13 protein-coding genes and 1 tRNA gene are annotated in these 19,012 nt (G+C 44.2%); 3 read left to right on the top strand and 11 right to left on the bottom strand.

What is annotated here, in order from left to right:
* Positions 1-65: 65 nt before the first annotated feature.
* On the bottom strand, positions 66-2,327 hold the full coding sequence (locus IQ274_RS22750) for a family 2 encapsulin nanocompartment cargo protein terpene cyclase (RefSeq protein WP_194143509.1): 2,262 nt from the start codon (positions 2,325-2,327) through the stop codon (positions 66-68).
* Positions 2,328-3,441: 1,114 nt separating this feature from the next.
* Positions 3,442-4,323 carry a DUF4231 domain-containing protein gene (locus IQ274_RS22755; protein ID WP_163927398.1) on the bottom strand — a complete coding sequence of 294 codons (882 nt, stop codon included), beginning with the start codon at positions 4,321-4,323 and terminating at the stop codon, positions 3,442-3,444.
* 590 nt (positions 4,324-4,913) lie between these two features.
* Here IQ274_RS22755 and IQ274_RS22760 point away from each other — a divergent pair.
* The gene (locus IQ274_RS22760) at positions 4,914-6,083 is read left to right on the top strand and encodes a homocysteine biosynthesis protein (RefSeq protein ID WP_114084048.1); all 1,170 of its coding nucleotides are present in this window, start codon (positions 4,914-4,916) and stop codon (positions 6,081-6,083) included.
* A gap of 100 nt (positions 6,084-6,183) precedes the next feature.
* Here the strand turns inward: IQ274_RS22760 and IQ274_RS22765 are convergent, their stop codons facing one another.
* Positions 6,184-7,209, bottom strand: coding sequence for a hypothetical protein (locus tag IQ274_RS22765; protein ID WP_194143510.1), 1,026 nt, complete (start codon positions 7,207-7,209; stop codon positions 6,184-6,186).
* Positions 7,210-7,588: 379 nt separating this feature from the next.
* Between IQ274_RS22765 and IQ274_RS22770 the strand changes: the two genes are divergently transcribed.
* Entirely contained in the window at positions 7,589-8,482 is an 894-nt protein-coding gene (locus IQ274_RS22770) for a tetratricopeptide repeat protein (RefSeq protein ID WP_163927396.1), read from the top strand.
* 104 nt (positions 8,483-8,586) lie between these two features.
* Here IQ274_RS22770 and IQ274_RS22775 read toward each other — a convergent pair whose 3' ends face one another.
* The 4 genes from IQ274_RS22775 to IQ274_RS22790 all read right to left on the bottom strand — a co-directional run bounded on the left by IQ274_RS22775 (position 8,587) and on the right by IQ274_RS22790 (position 13,522).
* The gene (locus IQ274_RS22775) at positions 8,587-9,207 is read right to left on the bottom strand and encodes a TMEM165/GDT1 family protein (RefSeq protein WP_194143511.1); all 621 of its coding nucleotides are present in this window, start codon (positions 9,205-9,207) and stop codon (positions 8,587-8,589) included.
* Positions 9,208-9,809: 602 nt separating this feature from the next.
* Positions 9,810-10,772 (bottom strand): protochlorophyllide reductase, encoded by a 963-nt coding sequence (locus tag IQ274_RS22780; RefSeq protein ID WP_163931646.1) that lies wholly within the window; start codon positions 10,770-10,772, stop codon positions 9,810-9,812.
* A gap of 528 nt (positions 10,773-11,300) precedes the next feature.
* The gene (locus tag IQ274_RS22785) at positions 11,301-13,028 is read right to left on the bottom strand and encodes a succinate dehydrogenase/fumarate reductase flavoprotein subunit (protein WP_194143512.1); all 1,728 of its coding nucleotides are present in this window, start codon (positions 13,026-13,028) and stop codon (positions 11,301-11,303) included.
* Positions 13,029-13,204: 176 nt separating this feature from the next.
* Positions 13,205-13,522: a hypothetical protein gene (locus IQ274_RS22790; RefSeq protein ID WP_114084056.1), complete on the bottom strand. Its 318-nt coding sequence runs from the start codon at positions 13,520-13,522 to the stop codon at positions 13,205-13,207.
* A gap of 436 nt (positions 13,523-13,958) precedes the next feature.
* Between IQ274_RS22790 and IQ274_RS22795 the strand changes: the two genes are divergently transcribed.
* Positions 13,959-14,804: a hypothetical protein gene (locus IQ274_RS22795; protein ID WP_163931643.1), complete on the top strand. Its 846-nt coding sequence runs from the start codon at positions 13,959-13,961 to the stop codon at positions 14,802-14,804.
* 63 nt (positions 14,805-14,867) lie between these two features.
* Here the strand turns inward: IQ274_RS22795 and IQ274_RS22800 are convergent, their stop codons facing one another.
* From IQ274_RS22800 to pds, 4 genes are all read right to left on the bottom strand, one after another.
* Positions 14,868-16,190, bottom strand: coding sequence for an ABC transporter substrate-binding protein (locus IQ274_RS22800; protein WP_163931639.1), 1,323 nt, complete (start codon positions 16,188-16,190; stop codon positions 14,868-14,870).
* 184 nt (positions 16,191-16,374) lie between these two features.
* Positions 16,375-16,466 (bottom strand) — tRNA-Ser (locus IQ274_RS22805).
* 127 nt (positions 16,467-16,593) lie between these two features.
* Positions 16,594-17,526, bottom strand: coding sequence for a 15-cis-phytoene synthase CrtB (crtB, locus tag IQ274_RS22810; protein ID WP_012409300.1), 933 nt, complete (start codon positions 17,524-17,526; stop codon positions 16,594-16,596).
* Positions 17,510-18,949, bottom strand: a complete 1,440-nt coding sequence (gene pds / locus IQ274_RS22815) for a 15-cis-phytoene desaturase (protein ID WP_194143513.1) — start codon at positions 18,947-18,949, stop codon at positions 17,510-17,512. Before pds ends, crtB begins: the two co-directional genes overlap by 17 nt.
* Positions 18,950-19,012: the final 63 nt, after the last annotated feature.

Genomic DNA, 19,012 nt, shown 5'->3' on the forward strand with positions numbered 1-19,012 from the left:
AAACCGATATCACGCGATCGCATACTGACCTTGAAAACTCTATTCACGGACAAAAAAACCTAATTTCATTGACCGAGTAATGACCTTAGACTCCCCTCACCAATCAACGATCCAATACGCCTAGCAGAAGTCCCCAGCCCTCTGGGCCCACTAAGTAGCCGCCCTGCTAACGAATTACGCAATTCAAATTCCTTATAGCGGTCTACCGTTATATGCCACTTGAGGACACCGCACATCCATTGCTCTAGTTTCTTGACGTATCCAAGCAGTTTCTCGCGGGTACTTGCATCCAGGTCGAAATCATCGAAAAGAACTGGCAGTTCGGTGGCGACGATAAGTTGAAACTGGAGCGCCCTAGAGGTCATCAGGTTGTTGACAACTTCAACGGCCTGCGGCAAATCGCAGTTGAGGAAATTTTGAACGACCAGCACACAGTTATGGATTTCGCCCTCGAATTCGATTTCTTTCTGATAGGAAAAGATATCGTTGGTTAAACAGGCGTAGTCGGCGGCGGAATTATCTAGTGATCGCATCGTTCGGGTGCGGTAAATCTCCTGCGGGATCTCGTTGCCCTGAGCTAGTCGTGACAAGCTCATGGTCAGATCCGAGCCAAAAGTCTTACGGCGCATCTCAACATAATCGATCGGGTCGGGAATCCGATTTTGAATCTGGTTGGCGAGTTCCCACACCCAGCTGTCAGTCATATCCTGGATTGCGCGGCGGAACTGAGTCCGCGCGTTGGCAGACATGGGGCCAGCTGTGCGAGACCAAATATCTGCCAAGCCCGCTTCTACAGGATTGGTCGGAACCTCGCTGGAGGTGGAGTCATCTAGAGGCATGAACGCCGACAGTCGGGCGTTGAATACTTTTGCACCAGCCATGTTGCGGTTATTCCCGTAGAGCGCTGGGAAGTAATCATCGGCATAGGTTCCCCAGACAAGCCAGCACGCTGTCAGATTCAGCTCATGACCAGACCCATTCGGATGGATCAACGCACCACAGAGGGCTACGTCGGCAACATCAAACTTGTGGTCATCCCAGATGACGGCATCAGGAATCCCAGGTAGTGATTCCAGCATCCCCATCTCGCGCGCCCATTCCTTGGAATGCTTCCGCGCAGCATTCAGATGGGGATTCAAGCTTGTAGTGAAGGGCATGTAAAACTTCGGCAGTGTTACTGCTCCCACAGCCTGGTATGGAACGTGAGTGAACCTCTTGAACCTTCCTAAACCCAAGGCCGTATATAACGATCCAATCCGCGCCGCCGATGCGCCTAGCCCTGTGGGGCCTCCCAGAAGTGTGGATGTCGAAGAATTGTCTCCTCCCTTGTTCATGTAACGGCTTGATCGCATGTGCCACTCGTGACCGCCCGATTGCCAGTCCTGGAGTCCTTTGATGTAAAGGAGAACGTTCACACGAGCTACTGGGTCTAGTCCGTACTCCTCAAAGAGGGGGGGTAACTCGGTGACGGCAGTGTTATCAAACTGGTATAACCGCGAGGTCAGCAGTTCGTTTGTGAGATTAGCTGCCTCCTGGGTACTCACATTCAAGAAGCGCTCCAAGACCAACACGCAGTTGGCATTTTCGCCTTCATCCTCCACTTCTCTCTGGTAGGAGAACAGGTCATTGCGTAGATGTACTCCATCGGCAAATGTGTCTTTGAGTACACGCATTGGACGAGTCGAGGCAATGTCAGCCGGAATCTCTATAAACACGGCGTGTTCGACGAGATCCGCTGACCACGGAGCGCCACCAACTTTGCGGCGCATCTCAATGTATTCGATGGGGTTGGCGACCCGATCCTGGTTAATATTGGCAAGTTCCCACAGAGACTCTTCAAGGAGGTTCTTGGTACTCTCGAAGAACCGAAGTCGCCAGTCCACAGATTTAGTAAAGGCAGTGCGAGACCACAGGTCAGCCAAGCCGCGCTCTACTGGGTTGGTTGGAACGGAAGGGGTATCAGTGGGATGCACTGGCATAAACGCTGGCAATCGGTCAAGGTATTCCTTTGCCCCAGCCATGTCTTGGGTGCGCTTATAGATTTCCAGGAAATGATCGTCGAAAAAGAACACCCAAACATACCAGTCGGTTACTAGGTCAAGCTCCGCTCCCGGCGCATCTGGATGGGTATAGGAGCAAAGCAAGGCGTAGTCGTGAGCATCAAATGTGCGCTCGTCCCAGATAGGGGAACTTTCGGCTTCCTCTTGTGAGCCAAGTATCCCCATCTGGTAAGCCCAGGCTTTGGAATGCGATCGCGCCGCTTCCAGGTTTGGATTCAGCCGCGCGGGCCAAGGCATGTAAAATTCTGGCAGTTCAAAGGGTTGCATGATCTGCGCGTAACCTCCTCTGGAGTCTTCTTGCTGTCTTCATTTCGTGGCTGAGATTGGCAATTGATGAGCATCTTCACCAATCGCGCTATGTCCCCACGTGTAGTTTTCTGGTGGTAGCTCGTAATTAAGGGAATAATTTGAAGAAGAAATGAGAATTCAGGAGCAAAGCTAAAGATACTCCGCCTTTGGTCAGAATCAATCAGTAAGCAATTCAAACCCGCAACTGATAGCGCAGTTTCTCGTAGAGAATTCAGAGAATGAATTCTGACTCCTGAATTCTGTTTTGATAAAATGCTCTTCAGTCCAGATAAAAAGCTATGTGAGTTTTAGCTCAAGTTTTCTATACCCAAAGATAGGAGATTTGAAAAATCTGTTTGAGTTATTACTCATTTCAGATGATGGCAAATGAATGTTTCTTAATTTATGGTGTTCTCATAATCTTTCATGGTTATAGAAAAAAAGCAATACGTAGGCTCAAGCATTTAAACAGATAGTTAAATTCAAAGTTGAACAATTAGAAGACAGTTAAGACAGTTAAGCGGATAGTTAAATTAATTAGAAGACAGTTAAGACAGTTAAGCGGATAATTAAACTATTTAAGACAGTTATTAAACAATAATTACTGATTGTAAATCTTTGCAACTAAAGCAATATGGCTCAGTTCATCCACAAACAAATTAGAGGCTGTAAACCCAAACCTATATAAGTCAGCCCAATGATGATATATATGAAAAAACTGTGGTTTCGCTAGATGCTTTAGACGTGATGTCTTTCTATTAAATTTTGTTTTTGTTTCAGTACACAGAAACCAAAAAACTTTAAAAATCACAACTGCGATCGCTGCTAGAATCAAAAAAACATTCTAACTAGCACTTTTAACCACAAACCCAGCTAGCAGATTAGATTTATTACAGAATTTAGCAAAATGGGAAAGGGTTAATAGAAAGCTCTTTCCCTCTCTTACAAAAGCTACACTTGTGTGAAATAATAATAAGATTCCGCACTTTTTTTATAAATTGGGAATCTTAATCTTTCCAGTTAGTCTGAACAAATCCTAATTGAATCAATACTTGACTAATTTGCGATCGCAGTTAACTAATTAAGTATCTTTCTACTTCGTTACCTCTGCTCCCGCTTTGTTTGACTCATTAGATGAATAAGTAGATTCTGTTTTCTCTGATTGCGTTTCACTCGTTTGTTGCAATTGGTTGAGATGAATGTTGTTCACTTGAACAATAAAGTATTCTAATGCTTGACTTGCCTTTTGTTGCTGTTGGCTTTCGTCAGACACATCATAACAACGATAAGGTGGAGTTACACCCAATATAAATTTCTCTTGTTCAGCTTCTAACAATTCAACTGCTGTGTTAGCAGCAAGAGAATTCTTCTGAAAAGGAAAAGAGGTAACGATACTGGCAACTATAGAAGCAATAGCTGGGCAGAGTACAGGCAGCCATTTGAGCCAAGCTTGTCCTGCTTCTAATTTGTCTACCAGAACTAAAATTGGTGTGACTCCTGATAAAATAACTGTCGCAATTTGCAAACTATAGTAAAGGTTCCTTGATACACCTCTAATTTTTTTATAATCGTCAATCAAGTCTTGGCTGTATTGTAAAGCCTTTCCTCTTGTTAGAGTCAGGGTTTCTTTATCCCAAGAATTAGGGTTAGTTAATAGATAACTATACAGTTCAGCTTTTTTGGTGAGTTCTGACTGATAAGCTGCCTTCTTATAGTTCTGAAATACTTGTCTATTGATAAGTAACAAAAAAAATAAGAAAGTTAGAGCTACTGCTCCAGAAATGACAACTGTTTTATCTTCTGAAAGAAAAACAATAAAGAGTGCAGAAGAAACAAAAGCTGCAAGTAATAAATATTCAATTACCTTCAAGTTAAATAACTTTTTCTCATCTGATTTAGAGGATAAATTTTCAATCCTATCGGAAACTTTCTTTTGGTTTATTTGATTAAGATTAGGTAGTTCAGAAGTAGTCATTGCCTTTTACTCAATTCGTTATCGGGTGAAATGTCGCAACAAAATGAATAGCAATAAATAGAATTAATTGTGCTGAGGGTGTAGAAGTCAGAACAATTTCGCAAATATATAGAGTCCTAACTTTTGCTTAGATATCCCTTATATAATTGCTCTTAAGTAGCTTCTCCCTTAGCAAAACCTTCTAGCATCTACTATTAGCTCCCATTTTGTGATTGACTAGTTGGCTGAGATGCTTTACAAAAGCCAGAAATGTTTCTTTCTGTTCACGTAAAATTATCTAGACCCAGCAAGTCTAATTAATCCTAACCATACATACATTTGATTGATAACACAAGGCTTTTTTTGATAGTAATTTTACTTAGCCAATAAAACACTTTTAATACATTTAGCGTACTTATTCCAAAAAATATATGATTTGGACTTTGCAATAGTCGAATTGTTTTTTGGGGAATTTTAAGCCTATCGGGGGTGTTAAGCTGTCGTATCGAGATTGGCAGACAACTATTTCGACAGGAAATTATGCAAGATTCTCTGATTTATCAAGATATCCTTCAGAGAGGAAGATAGCAGGAAGCGCTAGCACTGATAAGATGCGAACAATTGCAGAAATTAACGAGAAAATCATCCGCCAACGTGCAGTAGTGTTGACAACTGAAGAGTTAAAAGCACGAGTTGTAGAAATTGGTGTTACTAAAGCGGCTAAAGAAGTTGATGTAATTACCACTGGTACGTTTGAGCCGATGGAATCAAGCGGTGCAATTATCAATCTCGGACACACTGACCCTCCGATCAAAATTCGTCGTTGCTGGTTAGATGGTGTACCAGCATACTCTGGTTTTGGGGCAGTAGATTTATATTTGGGTGCGAGTTGTGCCGTGGAGACGACAGACGGAGAAGAAGTCCGAGAACGTGGCGGCGGTCATGTAATCGAAGATTTGATTGCTGGTAAAGCTATACATGTAAAAGCGCAAGGACAAGTAACAGATTGTTACCCCAGAGCAAGTTTTGAAACTACAGTTACCCGTGAAACGATTAATCAGTTTTATTTATTCAATCCGCGCAATCTTTATCAAAATTTTATTGTTGGTGTAAATGGTGGTGATCGCCCCCTGTTCACCTATCTGGGCCCTTTACAACCGCGTCTGGGGAATGCTGTTTACTCTAATCCCGGTGCTATTTCACCCTTACTCAACGATCCTGATTTGCAACTCGTTGGTATAGGGACTCGGATTTTTTTAGGTGGCGGTATTGGTTATGTCGCCTGGGAAGGCACTCAGCACTTCCCCTTACAAAAACGTTTAGCTAATCGTACACCAATTGGGCCTTCTGCGACTTTAGCTTTAATTGGTGATGCCAAACAAATGGATGCTCATTGGGTGCGGGGTTGTTACTTTAAAAGTTATGGCCCCTCATTGATGTTAGGTGTTGGTGTTCCACTCCCTGTATTAAATGAACAAGTAGTTGAACACTGCGCTGTACAGGATAAAGACTTAGTAGCCCCAATAGTAGATTTTTCCATTCCCCGGCGCGTTCGTCCCACCTTTGGTTTGGTGAGTTATGCCCAACTCAAATCTGGGAGGATCACTATTGAGGGCAAAGCTGTACGCTCTGCCCCCTTAGCGAGTTTGTTTTTTTCTAGGCAAGTCGCCCTAGAGTTGAAAAAGTGGATCGAAGCAGGGACATTTACCCTCACAGAACCAGTTTCTCCAATTCCGATGGAGCGATCTTTTCTACCCCAAGACCGTCGAACGGATTTTTGATCTTGGGGAGCAGGGAATAGGGTGAGCCGGGGAGGCAGAATAATTAATGACTTCTGATTACTGAGCCATGCCCCATGCCCCATGCCCAATTCCCCATTCCCTACTCTTGAGTCGGTTTCGGTCGCTTGATGGGTTTAGGAGCAGGCGTTTTTGGTATAGGTTTTGACACCACTGAGGTGTCGCCGCCTGCGCCTGTTTTCTTGATGGGACGCGGAGTTTCGCCACTGCGTCTGGGGGGGAATGGTTTTCTACCACCAGCACCACCGCTACCGCCAGCACGAGGGCCACCTCTGAATGGTGGTTTGCGTTTTTTGGGCAAGTCAGCGATCGCTTCAGCTTTTTCTACTATCAAAACATCAGCTTCTCGCTTGGCTTGGAAATCCCAGAACTTTCCTACCGCTTTGGTGGTCAGGACACCTCTCAATTTCAACTTGAAATACTTGGGTTTGTCAGTTGGTTTGCGTGCAGCCTGCCTAATTTTGACTACCAAACTCTTAGCGTCAAAAGATTGGTAGACTACCTCACCACGAACAGAAAAACCACCATCAGCTACTTCTGATGAGGGGATCGTGGGAATTGTGCTTAATTCAGAATTTTCGGATAAGCCATCATCAAGTGTCTGTGACTCTTGCAACTCTAAATCTGACTCGTCCTCATCTGTTGAGCTTTTAGCCAGATTTTCTGGCTCCCAAACTCCGACGATTTGGATGTGCAAGGTGTCATTTTCTTGCCTTGTACGTGGATATACTACCCATAAATGTTCTTTTTCTAAGTCTAGATGATTCTTGACTAAGCTCATAATCCGGCCTAGGAGGACGGCATTGAGTTCTACACCATCTGTGGTTAGCAGTGTACCTTGAGTAAATTGTTCGCTGCTAGCATGATAGCGACCCCGGACTAATCCAATCGCTCGGTACTGCATCGGTTCGCTGGGAGGCGGAATCGGTTGCTGTCGATTGACTAAGTTCCCATTTGAGTCAGTCTCGCTGGGGTTGACAGGCGAATTTTCAAATTTAGAGGGCTTGGGTACTATGTGAACATTAGAGGCAGCCTCTATTTTATTTGGGCCCTGGTTAGAGGCAGAAGAATTGGAGGATTCAGGCAACGGCATCAGGTCGGAATTCATAAAAACTCCTTGCGGCGGAGACACATCCCATTGTGGGATTTTATAAAGGTAGCTGGAAAGAGCATTTGTGCGACTGATGAAAGTATATTTGCTTTTCACAAAGTCACACTAGGGTACTCTATAACAATACTAAAGGCGCTAAATTGAGTGTATAAACACTAAATGTGTAATTTAGCGCCTTTACACTAGTTTCGGAAGCATATCATAGCTACAATTCTGACGGCTCCTCCTAAAGTCATCACTTACTTTAGCAGTGTAAATAGTTAATTGTTATAAAATTCACAGGCAATTGGCGGTATTCCGCAAAGTTTTGGAAATTTTTAACTTTACGATTTGTGTAAATGATAATGTCATTAAAATTTAGGAGAAAGACAAAACTGTGTCTCAACCGCGCAATCGTTGGATAGTTCAAATCGTCTTGGCGCTGGCAATTCTTGCTTTTGTGGGTGTTTCGGTGATTCCCATAATTGGAGCATTTAATAATACGCCACCCTCAAACCAGAATACTGCTAGCACCAGAGGCACTTTGACCTCTGCTGACCAAAAATCAAAATTGGAAGATGAAGTACGGGGTTATGAACTGGTTTTGCAAAGGGAACCAGAAAATCAGACTGCGCTTAAGGGCTTATTGCAAGCGCGTCTACAACTACTGAGTCAAAAAGAAAAAAGTGAGGTTAAACCAGCAGATATCCAAGTCGTCATTGAACCCCTGGAAAAGCTAGCCAAGCTGAATCCCGAACAGTCAGAATATTCAGTGCTACTAGCTCAAGCTAAACAGCAAATAGGCGATCGCGAAGGAGCCGCTCAAGCTTATCGCGCAATTTTGTCTACCAAACCTGGCGATTTGAAGGCTTTGCAAGGAATGGTGGCTTTGTTAATCAGTCAGCAACGCCCGGAAGCAGCTATTGGTTTGCTGCAAGAAACCCTCTCGAAAGCAGCCCAAGCAAATACAATTCAGCCTGGAAGTGTAGATACAGTAGCCGTGCAGGTGTTGTTAGGTTCTGTTCATGCTTCCCAGAAACGCTACGCTCAAGCTAGCTCTGTATATGACCAGGCAATTAAGAAAGATCCTAAAGATTTTCGCCCCGTTGTGGCAAAAGCGATGCTCTTGAAACAACAGGGCAAAGATGCAGATGCAAAACCTTTATTTGATAGTGCCGCAGCTTTAGCACCTGCTCAATACAAAGACGAAATTAAAAAGGCAGGAATGACTTCCCCCATTCCTAATTCAGCCGTATCTCCCGCGCCTTCATTGAAAAGTACGCCTAAGTAATGGGCATTGGGCATGGGGCATTGGAAAGAGGCGAAAGAGGGGAAAGAGCTAATTTTATTATTCTCCCCCTGCCTCCTCTGCCTCCCCTGCTCCCCCTGCCCCCCTTATGCTCCTTCAATAGCAGCTACGACACCAAAGACTAAAAACAGGCATCCGCCAACAAAGGTGAGTTGACGCTCAGAAATGCGTCCGGCAATCATTTTGCCACCAATAACTGCGATCGCAGCACAAATGGCATGTCCTAAAATTGCACCTACTGTGACTCCAATGGGATTATTACCTGCGGCTAGGGCAATGGTGGCAATTTGGGTGCGATCGCCCCACTCTGCCATAAATGTCAATATAAAGGCTTCTATGACAATTGCTAATGAAGTCTTTTTCTTTGGTAACTCCAAATCTGCTTTTTTCACCGCAGCTTCGGCTTCTTGTACAACTTCCGTATCACAAGCAGCCGAGGACATCTTACTCGCGTCATATAACAGCTTGATACCAAAGGCGATAAACAAAACTATTTCGGCGTAATGAATGTAAGCTTTTGGCAACAAAGATACCGCTTGTCCAAATAGCACCGAAAGGATTGTCATCGCGGCTAAAGCAGCTGTCACACCTATAAATACCAGCCGCCGTGGGTGGTGCATTGCCAAAATCACGGCAATAAAAAATGTTTTATCGCCTAATTCCGAAACTGTAATTAATAATAAACCTGCGGTAAAAGCTGTTAACACTCTCTCAAGCTCCTGAAGAATCCTTTACCGATGTGAAGCTTGATGAGAACCAAAAGACCTCACCAAGTTTACACTTTTCGGTGTGAACTTAGTGAAGGTCTCGCTTTCAAATATTTATTATTCGCCACCTGAACCAGGCTCATCGCCAGTATGTTGATTCAGATGTACTGGCTTTTATTTTTTTGCCAGCAGCTACTCCCCTTCAATGCGAATCTGATCGTACATCTGTTATAGGTAAAAGTCAAGAGTGGGGAATGGAGAGATATAACTTTAGCCTGACTTACATGTTCTTTAGGTTTTAGTAAAGTCAACATATTTTAGATTCTCTGATGACCAGTTTTGATCCTACATTCTGCACTTCAAAATGTAATGCTTAATAATTCAAAAATAGTTACTAATAATGCTTATATTGTTAAGTATTTTGCTACCGATAAGAGGACTTTTCAAACATCCTCTAAGCTAAATATAGCTATCAATAAAGTCAGAGGTGACTTAATAATCACCTCAACAATTAGTTACCTGCATATAATGCCGATTCCTTCAAAAAAACGGATTGATGAATCGATGAATCATGCACAAGGTTAACGCCAAATCCTATCCCATCATGCAAGCCCGACCAACTTAGCACTTAGTTGCCACATGCGATCGCCTTTGTCATCATCGCGGGCTTGAGGAGAAACCTTTTGAACAAAGGATTTACCATCTTCCTTCTGGCGATTTCCCCAACTCCAATACACACCGGATTGATTGTACTCAGGATCGGCAACCACCGCCGCAACTCGTTCTCCCGCCAACTCCTGAGACACATATCCCTTAGTGATGTACTTCTGAAATAATGGAAAGATTTTCTGAAATAGGGGATAGTGGTTTCTAAATAATGGCGTTTCTGCAACACATCCCGGATAGAGAGAGTTGAAGACGATACCAGTTGACTCGTGATAGCGCTGATGCAGTTCCCGCATCGTCAGCACGTTACAAACCTTGCTGTCTTTGTAAGCTTTGACTGGTTCAAATTTCTTGCCATCAATCATTGAGATCGGCTCTTTAAACCCTTCTGCAAAGCCCTGTAAATCGCCCAAGTCTGGACGCGGCGGAATCTTCCCACCCAGTTCGTCTGGATTGTGGGTAACAGTTCCCAAAATTACAAGCCTTGGCTCTGAAGATGACTTCTTCAGATCCTCTAGCATTAGGTTACACAAAAGGAAATGTCCTAGGTGATTTGTGGTGACAGTTAACTCGTAACCTTCTGGACTGCGTAAAGGCTCTTTTATTAAGGGCATATAAATTGCGGCGTTGCACACCAAAGCGTCTAGGGAGTGGCCGCTTGCTCGAAAGTTATTCACAAATTGTCGAACGCTATCCAAAGAGCCAAGATCGATATGCATGATAGTGTAGCTGCCCTGATGCGGGATTCCCACAGATTGGGCTGCCAGTTGAGCTTTGGCTACATCCCTACAGGCCATCACTACATACCATCCCCTTTCAGCAAGAGCTTTGGCAGCGTACAAACCAACCCCTGAAGAGGCACCTGTGATTACAACCGTTGACTTCCTATCCTGTACCATTCTATTCAGACTCTGTTAATCACCTTTTTCTCTCTTCAGGATTTTACCTCACTGAGTCACCACCTCTGATTATTCGAGGTGTTATGGTTGGCGATCGCTTCTCACTCAGCTTCATTGAACTTCTATCTTGCTTTTAGGATTGTCTATATCAAAAGAATAAGGTTGTTGTGTAGTAGATTCACAACGACTCATCAAAACTTCTCAATGCGGCCCTAAACGCTTCTGCCTTTTTTCTATGTTTAAAATATACTGCTTTAGTTCAATATTTATTTGGTCATCGGGTTTAGGTTCTGCATCATAGAATAAATACTAAATCTATCTATCACTAAAATCCATCTGTTTTTGTTTTATAACCTCGCTGAGTTTACTCAAAGTCTTAGGTCCAGCAGTCCCATCAATAGGTGATACTCCATAGTTTTTTTGAATAGAATTATGACAAAGGTAAACTATTTGTTAATCGAGGTAGACAAAATATTTATAGTCCCCTCGATTTATCTACCAAGAAAAGAGGAAGAAGTTTTCTTTTGGTTAATATCTCCGCTCTTTTGGCTCAAACATAGTAATCGCCACCGGACGATATTGAATGTCAATTCCTGCTGGTGAATAGTAAGCCATTGTGTGTTTCAGAAAGTTGGCATCATCTCGCTCCGAATAATCTTCGCGGAAATGAGCGCCACGACTTTCTTGACGATTCAGCGCTGATGCCAAAATAGTCTGTCCCACTATCATCAAACTTCGCAATTCTAAGGCTTCCACGAGTTCTGTATTCCAGCAACTACCTTTATCATCTAAATAAATTTGTGGATATCGCTGTTGGATTTCTTCTAGTTTGTGCAACCCTTCACTCATTAATGCCTCTGTGCGGAAAACGCCACAGTACTCAGTCATACAATCCTGGAAGGCTTGACGGACTTGGTTAATGCGATACTCTCCTGGTTGTTCTAGCAAAGCTTGAATTTCTTGCTGGGCTTGGGTTACATAGCGTTGCTCATCTACAGAGGGCAACTTCCGTTTTTGGACAAATTTGGCGATCGCTGCCCCAGTTCTCTTGCCATAAACGACACATTCCAGCAGAGAGTTACTACCAAGGCGATTGGCACCATGTACGGAAACACAAGATGTTTCACCAGCCGCAAAGAAAGCATCAACTAAGCCATCACCACTACTGCGGACTTGCCCATCGGTGTTAACTGGGATACCACCCATACAATAGTGAATTGTCGGACGGACTGGCATTGGTTGAGTTATCGCATCAACACCCACCAAACGATGCGCTTCTTCCCAACAGAAGGGGACGCGACTCATAATTTTTTCTTTCCCCAAATGGCGGAGATCCAAATAGACAAAGGGACCACCAGCACTACCGTCAAGATGAATACCACGACCGGCGCGAATTTCATAAGCGATCGCGCGTGAGGTAATATCACGAGGAGCCAATTCCATACGACTGGGGGCATAATTCGCCATAAAGCGATCGCCTTCACTATTGATTAGATACGCCCCTTCACCCCTTACCGCTTCTGAAATTAGTACCCCTACGGGATATAAACCAGTGGGATGAAATTGGACAAATTCCATGTCTTCGAGGGGCAAACCAGCGATCGCAGTCATTGCTAAACCATCACCCGAAGAAGCGTAATCATTAGAGGTAGTATTATAAACGCGGCCATAGCCTCCAGTGGCAAACATCACCGCCTTAGCTCGCACCACCTCTATATGTCCATCCAAAAGATGGAACATAACCACACCTTTGGCCTCATTTTCTTCCAAAATGAGACGCATCACATACCATTCTTCATAAACTTGCACTCCATAACGCCGCAAATTGTTAACCAATTCGTGCAAAATCGCGTGACCGGTCTTATCGGCAGCATAACAAGTGCGGTTGTGGGAATGCCCGCCAAAAGCTCGTTGGGCAATGCGACCATCGGGTAAGCGAGAGAACAAAACGCCGAGATGTTCCAAATCAATTACCACATCTGGCGCTTCTTGGGTGAGAATTGCCACAGCATCTTGGTCTGCCAAATAATCAGAACCCTTGACAGTATCAAAAGCATGTGCTTCCCAACTATCTTGGGAATCAACATTTTTTAGCGACGCAGCCATACCACCTTGAGCCGCCACCGAATGGGAACGAATTGGGTGTGTTTTCGCAACCACAGCAATATTCAAACTAGGGTCAGTGCGAGCAATTTCCACCGCCGCCCGACATCCCGCCAACCCACCCCCAACAATAATTACATCGTGTTCCAGCATAATTAGTCCCCTGATTGCAAAGCACTGCTGTTCTATTGTAGAGATGTGATTAATCAGGCAGTGCATTGCTGCGATTTCCGTGGCATCTCTACAAAAAAATTCCCTGCCTATAGACAGGGATGTTATTACAAATTTTTAAATTAAAAGTGAAGAGTTAGGAATGAAGACCTAACTCTTTAGCTAGCTGCTTGCACAGGTTGTTGCTGAGACACATTACCTGGTATGGGTTCCATTTTAGTTCCCGGCCCTACAGGAGTGACTTCAATATGATTTAACAAGGTCGTGACAAACGCAAACAACAAGAAAGGTAGCGATAGCAGAACGACCAAACCCGCAGTTGCTAAAGCGTACACAGGACGCTTCGCACCCATCAGCGCCAAGGCAGATGCCAAACTTAGGGTAATTGTAATTAACCAAACAATTATTTGACCGTAGATATCACCAAAAGTCAGTGTACAGACAAACCGATACTTTTGAATATTATTTCCGCTCATCACATTTGCCTCAAGTCTCTCCTATATAGGTTCTACGTTAGAACCATGTTTGCTTTGTAGACAATTTCTAAATATTTTTGCAAAATTCGTAATATTGCTTCACAATTCACTTTTTTTGTTACAAACCGCAATTCATAGTCCTGCATGGCGTAAATAAAACAAGCATACTCGACGGTAAGCCCTTTTCCTATATCTCCATGTTCCCTGTACTACGGTGTACACATAAGTCCTAAAAACCTAGTTGTGTAGGGTGTCTTATCCCGTAGGTTAACGCACTATTCTAGATTTTTGGTGCGTTATGACCATAGATATATCCAGCAAAGTAAGGATGTGAAATCCGATTTTTTGGTGTTAAATTTTGAGTATTGCCGGAATTTGTTGACTTAAATCAACAAAAACCTTTATTTTTCGTGGCAATGTTGTTTTAGGAGTGAACGTGAATACTATTTTTCTTCGTAAAGGTGTTTTTTGGTTGCCAGGTATAGCTGCTCTTGTAGTTCTGAGTAGCGGCTTATCTGCAAGTGCCCAGACAGTAGACAAGGTAAGCAGTCAGGCATTAACTGACTCTCCCGCAACCGTAGCGTCTCCCAATGAGTTTAGTACAGAACTAGACACTGTAAACCAAAATCTTTCTACAGAGACAACTGAAACATTTACAGCCACAAATTTAGCTGAGGTACAGCAGCTCCAAAATCCTGTAATACAGGAAAATGGCAGTGCAACGTCTACACCAGTTCCAGGCACAGTGGCAACCTCGTCTGCGACTCTCACCTCTGAGTTTGTCCAACCGACTTCTCAAACGACTACTCAACCATCTGCTACCAAAGTGGCGCAATCGGATATTGATTTAGGCAGAACAACCCGTGGTGGCAGTAGCTATATTGGCGTTGCTGCTAACATTGGTTTGAGTGGTGATGGTAGCTCGTCTTTGGGCGATGGTAACTTTGCAGTAGTTAGTAAAGTCGGACTGACAAATTCTATATCGGTACGTCCCTCAGCCGTATTTGGCGACAACACTACAATTTTGCTTCCGATCACCTACGATTTTACCTTCAAATCAGCAGATGCTTTTAGCGAACCGTTAGCGATCGCACCTTACGTTGGAGTTGGTGCAGCTTACAAAACTGGTGATGATTCGCAATTTGCCTTTTTGGTATCTGGTGGCATTGATGTGCCTTTAACTCCTCAATTCACAGCAACAGCCTCTGTCAATGCGGGATTTTTCGATCAAACTGATATTGGCTTATTGTTAGGAGTTGGTTATAACTTCACTGGATTATAAGAGTTAGGAGTTATGAGTTAGTAATATTTCATTAATAGCTCTTAACTCCTAATTCCTAACTTTCTACTTGGGGGTAACTTTGTCAATTACCTTGATTTTGCCATCATCTCCTACTGTCCAAACGTCGTATACACCAACGACATCGCCGTTAGCATCAACATCTACGTTGCCGCTAGCTCCTTGATAGTTAATCTTTTTACCTTCTTTGAGTAACTTCAGTCCCTCGCAGACATCGGTAACTTCTGTGCCAGGGCCATCAGCGACTTCACGAATTTTACCGGCTATTCCAACGCCTGTATTTTCTTTAGCAGCTTGTGCGGCCAATGTCAATAAAGCAGCCGCGTCCCAAGCTTGAGGGGCGTATTCCCCTGGTTCATTACCCTTTTTATCCTTCCACAGTTTGTTAAAAGCTTCTAGTGCTTTACCATCGGAACCGGGTACTGTACCGATCGCTCCAGTTAAAATATATTTACCATCACTGCCTTTGCCAACTTGTTCTGGGAAAGTAGGTGATTTCACTCCATCTGTGAGCAGAATCTGCACTCCCTTAGCTACACCTTGCTGATAAGCGGCTTTCAAGAACAGACTGCCAGTTTCGGCGTAAAGTACAGCTAGAACTGCATCTGGCTTACCAGCAAAGGCAGCCGCCGCTTCTGTATCAAATGTCTGCGCTTTCGGGTCGTAGCGCACAGGCTTATCTTTATTAACGATGGTTCCACCTAATTTTTCAAAAGTTTGCACAAATGCTTTTTCAAAGCCAACGCCATAGTCGTTATTAATCACGACTGTAGAAACTCGCTTGAAACCTTTTTTTCTGGCAAGTTGGGCTAAAGCTAGTGCTTGGTAGGTATCAGGGGGAGCGGTACGCGCCCAAAAGCCTTTAAAGTCGCCTTTTTGGGCTTTTTCAGTAAACACGGGACTGGTACTACCAGGGGAAACCAACATAACTTTATTCGGCGTAGCAATGGAGACTGCGGCACTAGAAACGCTACTGGCAAAGGAACCAACTACACCTGCTACTTTATCTAAAGTTGCTAGTTTGGTCATACCGGCAGCACCCGCTTTCGGATCAGTTTGGTCGTCTACTTGCACCAAGTTAACTGGTTCGCCATTCACCCCACCGCAAGCGTTGACTGTATCGACAAGTAAAGGGACAGAACCTAGCATCTGCTGTCCGACAGAAGCCAAGTCGCCTGTCGTCGGTAGTAGGGAACCAATTTTTAGCCCTTTATCACTGCTTGTCGTAGTTGAGTTTGCTGCTGGGGTCGCACTACTTCCGGTGGTAGCTGTACCATTAGGGGTACTACTATCACCACAAGCCCCAACTAGGAATCCTGTTGCTATGGCAGCTAGACTCAAGGTTAAGGCGGCACTAATTTTTCTCATAAATCACTTTCACTCCTCAAATATTTAGGAGCCTAAAATTAAGATTCAAACTAAATTTGTAAGTTAGTTGAATCTTATCAAGACTCCAAAGGATAAATCATATCATCCATCTTTGGGAGTAGAAATGTTTACGTCTATAATTTAGTTTACACAGAATACTTTCTGTGTATTAAAACTTGGAAAACGGAGAGGGAGGGATTCGAACCCTCGGTACGGAGTTGCCTGCCGTACAACAGATTAGCAATCTGCCGCTTTCGACCACTCAGCCACCTCTCCATGACTCACGAATATCAATGTTAGCAGACTTGCTTTTAAGAGTCAATAGTCATTTGTCATTTGTCATTGGTTATTAGTCATTTATAAAAGACTAAGGATTAGGGACTAGGGACAAATGACTAATTTTTTAAAGGACTTGCGATCGCATCCAAGCTAAGGGCAAGGTGCGTAACTTTTTCCACTGGGGAACGAAAGCCCGCCGACTGAACACATCGTAATCGTTGCGTTCAATCACCTCCAAAATCTGGCCGTACAGCATTGATGCTGCCCATACAGGCCAACGGGCATCGGATGCTAGATAAGTTATTCCCTGGTTTGACGTGGTATAGAATTGGCGGGCCCGTTCAATTTGAAAGCGCATCAGCGCCCGCCAGCGATCATCTACCACACCTTTGAAGAAGTCTTGCTCGGTGTAGTTGAATTTTTCCAAGTCCTCAAGGGGAATGTAGATTCGCCCCCGTTTGGCATCTTCTCCCACATCCCGCAGGATGTTAGTGAGTTGATTGGCAATTCCCAGAGCGATCGCTTCTTCTGTGGGAAGATATGGTTGTTTGTTCTGATGCCACGGAGCGGTGTATAGGGTGCTATCTACACCCATCACTTCTGTTGACATTAAGCCAACAGTGCCAGCAACGCGGTAACAGTAGAGGTATAAATCCTCAAAGGTTTCATAACGACTGCGATATAAGTCCATGCGCTGACCGGCAATCATATCCCGAAAGGGCTGAATGTCCATCGGAAAGCGCTGGAGGGTATCAACTAAAGCGACATCGTAATTTTCTAATGGTCGTCCCGCAAAAATCGATTCCAGCTGCTGTTCCCATAGGTCTAGGGTTTCTGGCGTGGTAATAGCAGATGCGGGCCCATCTACCAATTCATCTGTACGGCGACACCAAGCGTAAATTGACCAAATAGATTGACGTTTTACCGGACTCATGAGCAAAGTACCCAGGTAAAAAGTCTTGGCATACTTTGCTGTGAGATGTCGGCAAAGTTTGTATGACTCGTCTACAGAGACCAGCGTTTTCATGCGCGGGGGGGAATCAGGCAGTTGCAGCATTCGTTGCGGGCGGTCGGGTGAGCATTTGCAGGTTTGAGGAATTTGCTACCGGGAGAGCCTCAGAAATGGCCTGCGCTGTCAGCTTACCAGAAAGTACGGCACCTTCCATACTGCCTAAGTAGCGTTGCATGGTATAACTTCCGGCGAGATAGAAGTTGGCAATGGGCGTAACTTGTGCGGGACGGTACTGTTGACGACCAGGGGTCGCTTTGTAAACTGAACGCGGCGTTTTCACCACATGAGATTTCAGCAATGTTGCTGGATTGTCTCCCCCAAAGTGGTCGGGGAAAAGTTTTTCCAATTCAGCAAGCGTTGCAGCCACAATCTCCTCATCGGATTTGGCAATCCAATCTTTTGCCGGAGCTAGAACTAATTCCAGCATTGAGCGATTGGGGTTGGCGTATTCACGGCAGGTATTGCTCATATCAGCATAAACGCTTAGGAGGGGCGATCGCGAAAAAAGTAGGTGATCAATTTCTGTAAGTTTCCGGTCAAACCACAGATGGAGGTTAATCACTGGTACTCCTTCTAAACCTTCTAGCTTTTGAAAAAACTCCATCAGCTTCCAAGGTTTAGGCAACATGACCTTTAAAGGGTCAACCGATATGGCAGATACATACGAATCAGCTGTAATCACTTCATCTTCTGCCCCATTTAACCCTCGAATCAAGTATCCCTTCACCGTGCCATCGGCGTTGAGCAAAATTTCTTTCAAAGGGGCATTTAGCCGCACTTCTCCACCCCGTTCTGTGATGTAATCTACAATCGGGTTGCATAGACGTTCTGTGGGAGAACCATCTAAAAATGCAATCTTGGAGCCATATCGTTCTTGCAAAAAACGATTTAGTGCAGTTAAGAGAATCGTTGCGGAAACTTCATCAGGATTGATAAAGGTGAGTGCTTTACATGCGGCGATAAAAACGTCACTAGTTACCCGCTCGTCAACACCTTGCCTTTTCAACCACTCTAAGAAGCTATATTTGTCCATTTCTTCGACATACTTCTGACCCCTAACCACTGCGGGAAGGAGGCCAACGGCAAATCGAATCTTCTGCTCCCAAGTCAACATGTCTTTGTTGCGAAGAATCGATGCTATGACGTTGAAAGGAGATGGAATATCTGGAACATCAAAACGTGAAAGTGTTCCAGGCTTGTCTGGTTGATTAAAAATCAGTGTATGCTCTTTCCACTGGAGTCTATCTTCAATGCCCAACTCCTTGAGCAATTGGAGCATATTAGGATATGCCCCAAAGAAGGCGTGTAACCCGGTTTCGTACCAGTCGCCGTCAGAGTCTTTCCACGCCGCAACCAGACCACCCAGTACGTCCCGGCTTTCCAAGACAATGGGAGTATGACCTGCGTCCGTGAGATATTTCGCGCAGGAAAGTCCTGCTAGACCAGCACCCGCGATCGCTACTCGCATTTAACCCTAATGCCCTTCAATATTTCTTAACGGTTTTATCGTTCTCATTATACGTTGCAATCT

Origin of the sequence: Nostoc sp. LEGE 12447 (assembly GCF_015206985.1) — a bacterium.
Taxonomy (GTDB): domain Bacteria; phylum Cyanobacteriota; class Cyanobacteriia; order Cyanobacteriales; family Nostocaceae; genus Nostoc.

What these genes read in the sequence shown, in the direction of transcription:
- IQ274_RS22800 (WP_163931639.1), bottom strand. Translation starts at nt 16,190, where the DNA reads ATGAGAAAAATTAGTGCCGCCTTAACCTTGAGTCTAGCTGCCATAGCA.
- IQ274_RS22760 (WP_114084048.1), top strand. Translation starts at nt 4,914, where the DNA reads ATGCGAACAATTGCAGAAATTAACGAGAAAATCATCCGCCAACGTGCA.
- IQ274_RS22785 (WP_194143512.1), bottom strand. Translation starts at nt 13,028, where the DNA reads ATGCTGGAACACGATGTAATTATTGTTGGGGGTGGGTTGGCGGGATGT.
- pds (WP_194143513.1), bottom strand. Translation starts at nt 18,949, where the DNA reads ATGCGAGTAGCGATCGCGGGTGCTGGTCTAGCAGGACTTTCCTGCGCG.
- IQ274_RS22755 (WP_163927398.1), bottom strand. Translation starts at nt 4,323, where the DNA reads ATGACTACTTCTGAACTACCTAATCTTAATCAAATAAACCAAAAGAAA.
- IQ274_RS22780 (WP_163931646.1), bottom strand. Translation starts at nt 10,772, where the DNA reads ATGGTACAGGATAGGAAGTCAACGGTTGTAATCACAGGTGCCTCTTCA.
- IQ274_RS22790 (WP_114084056.1), bottom strand. Translation starts at nt 13,522, where the DNA reads ATGAGCGGAAATAATATTCAAAAGTATCGGTTTGTCTGTACACTGACT.
- crtB (WP_012409300.1), bottom strand. Translation starts at nt 17,526, where the DNA reads ATGCTGCAACTGCCTGATTCCCCCCCGCGCATGAAAACGCTGGTCTCT.
- IQ274_RS22765 (WP_194143510.1), bottom strand. Translation starts at nt 7,209, where the DNA reads ATGAATTCCGACCTGATGCCGTTGCCTGAATCCTCCAATTCTTCTGCC.
- IQ274_RS22750 (WP_194143509.1), bottom strand. Translation starts at nt 2,327, where the DNA reads ATGCAACCCTTTGAACTGCCAGAATTTTACATGCCTTGGCCCGCGCGG.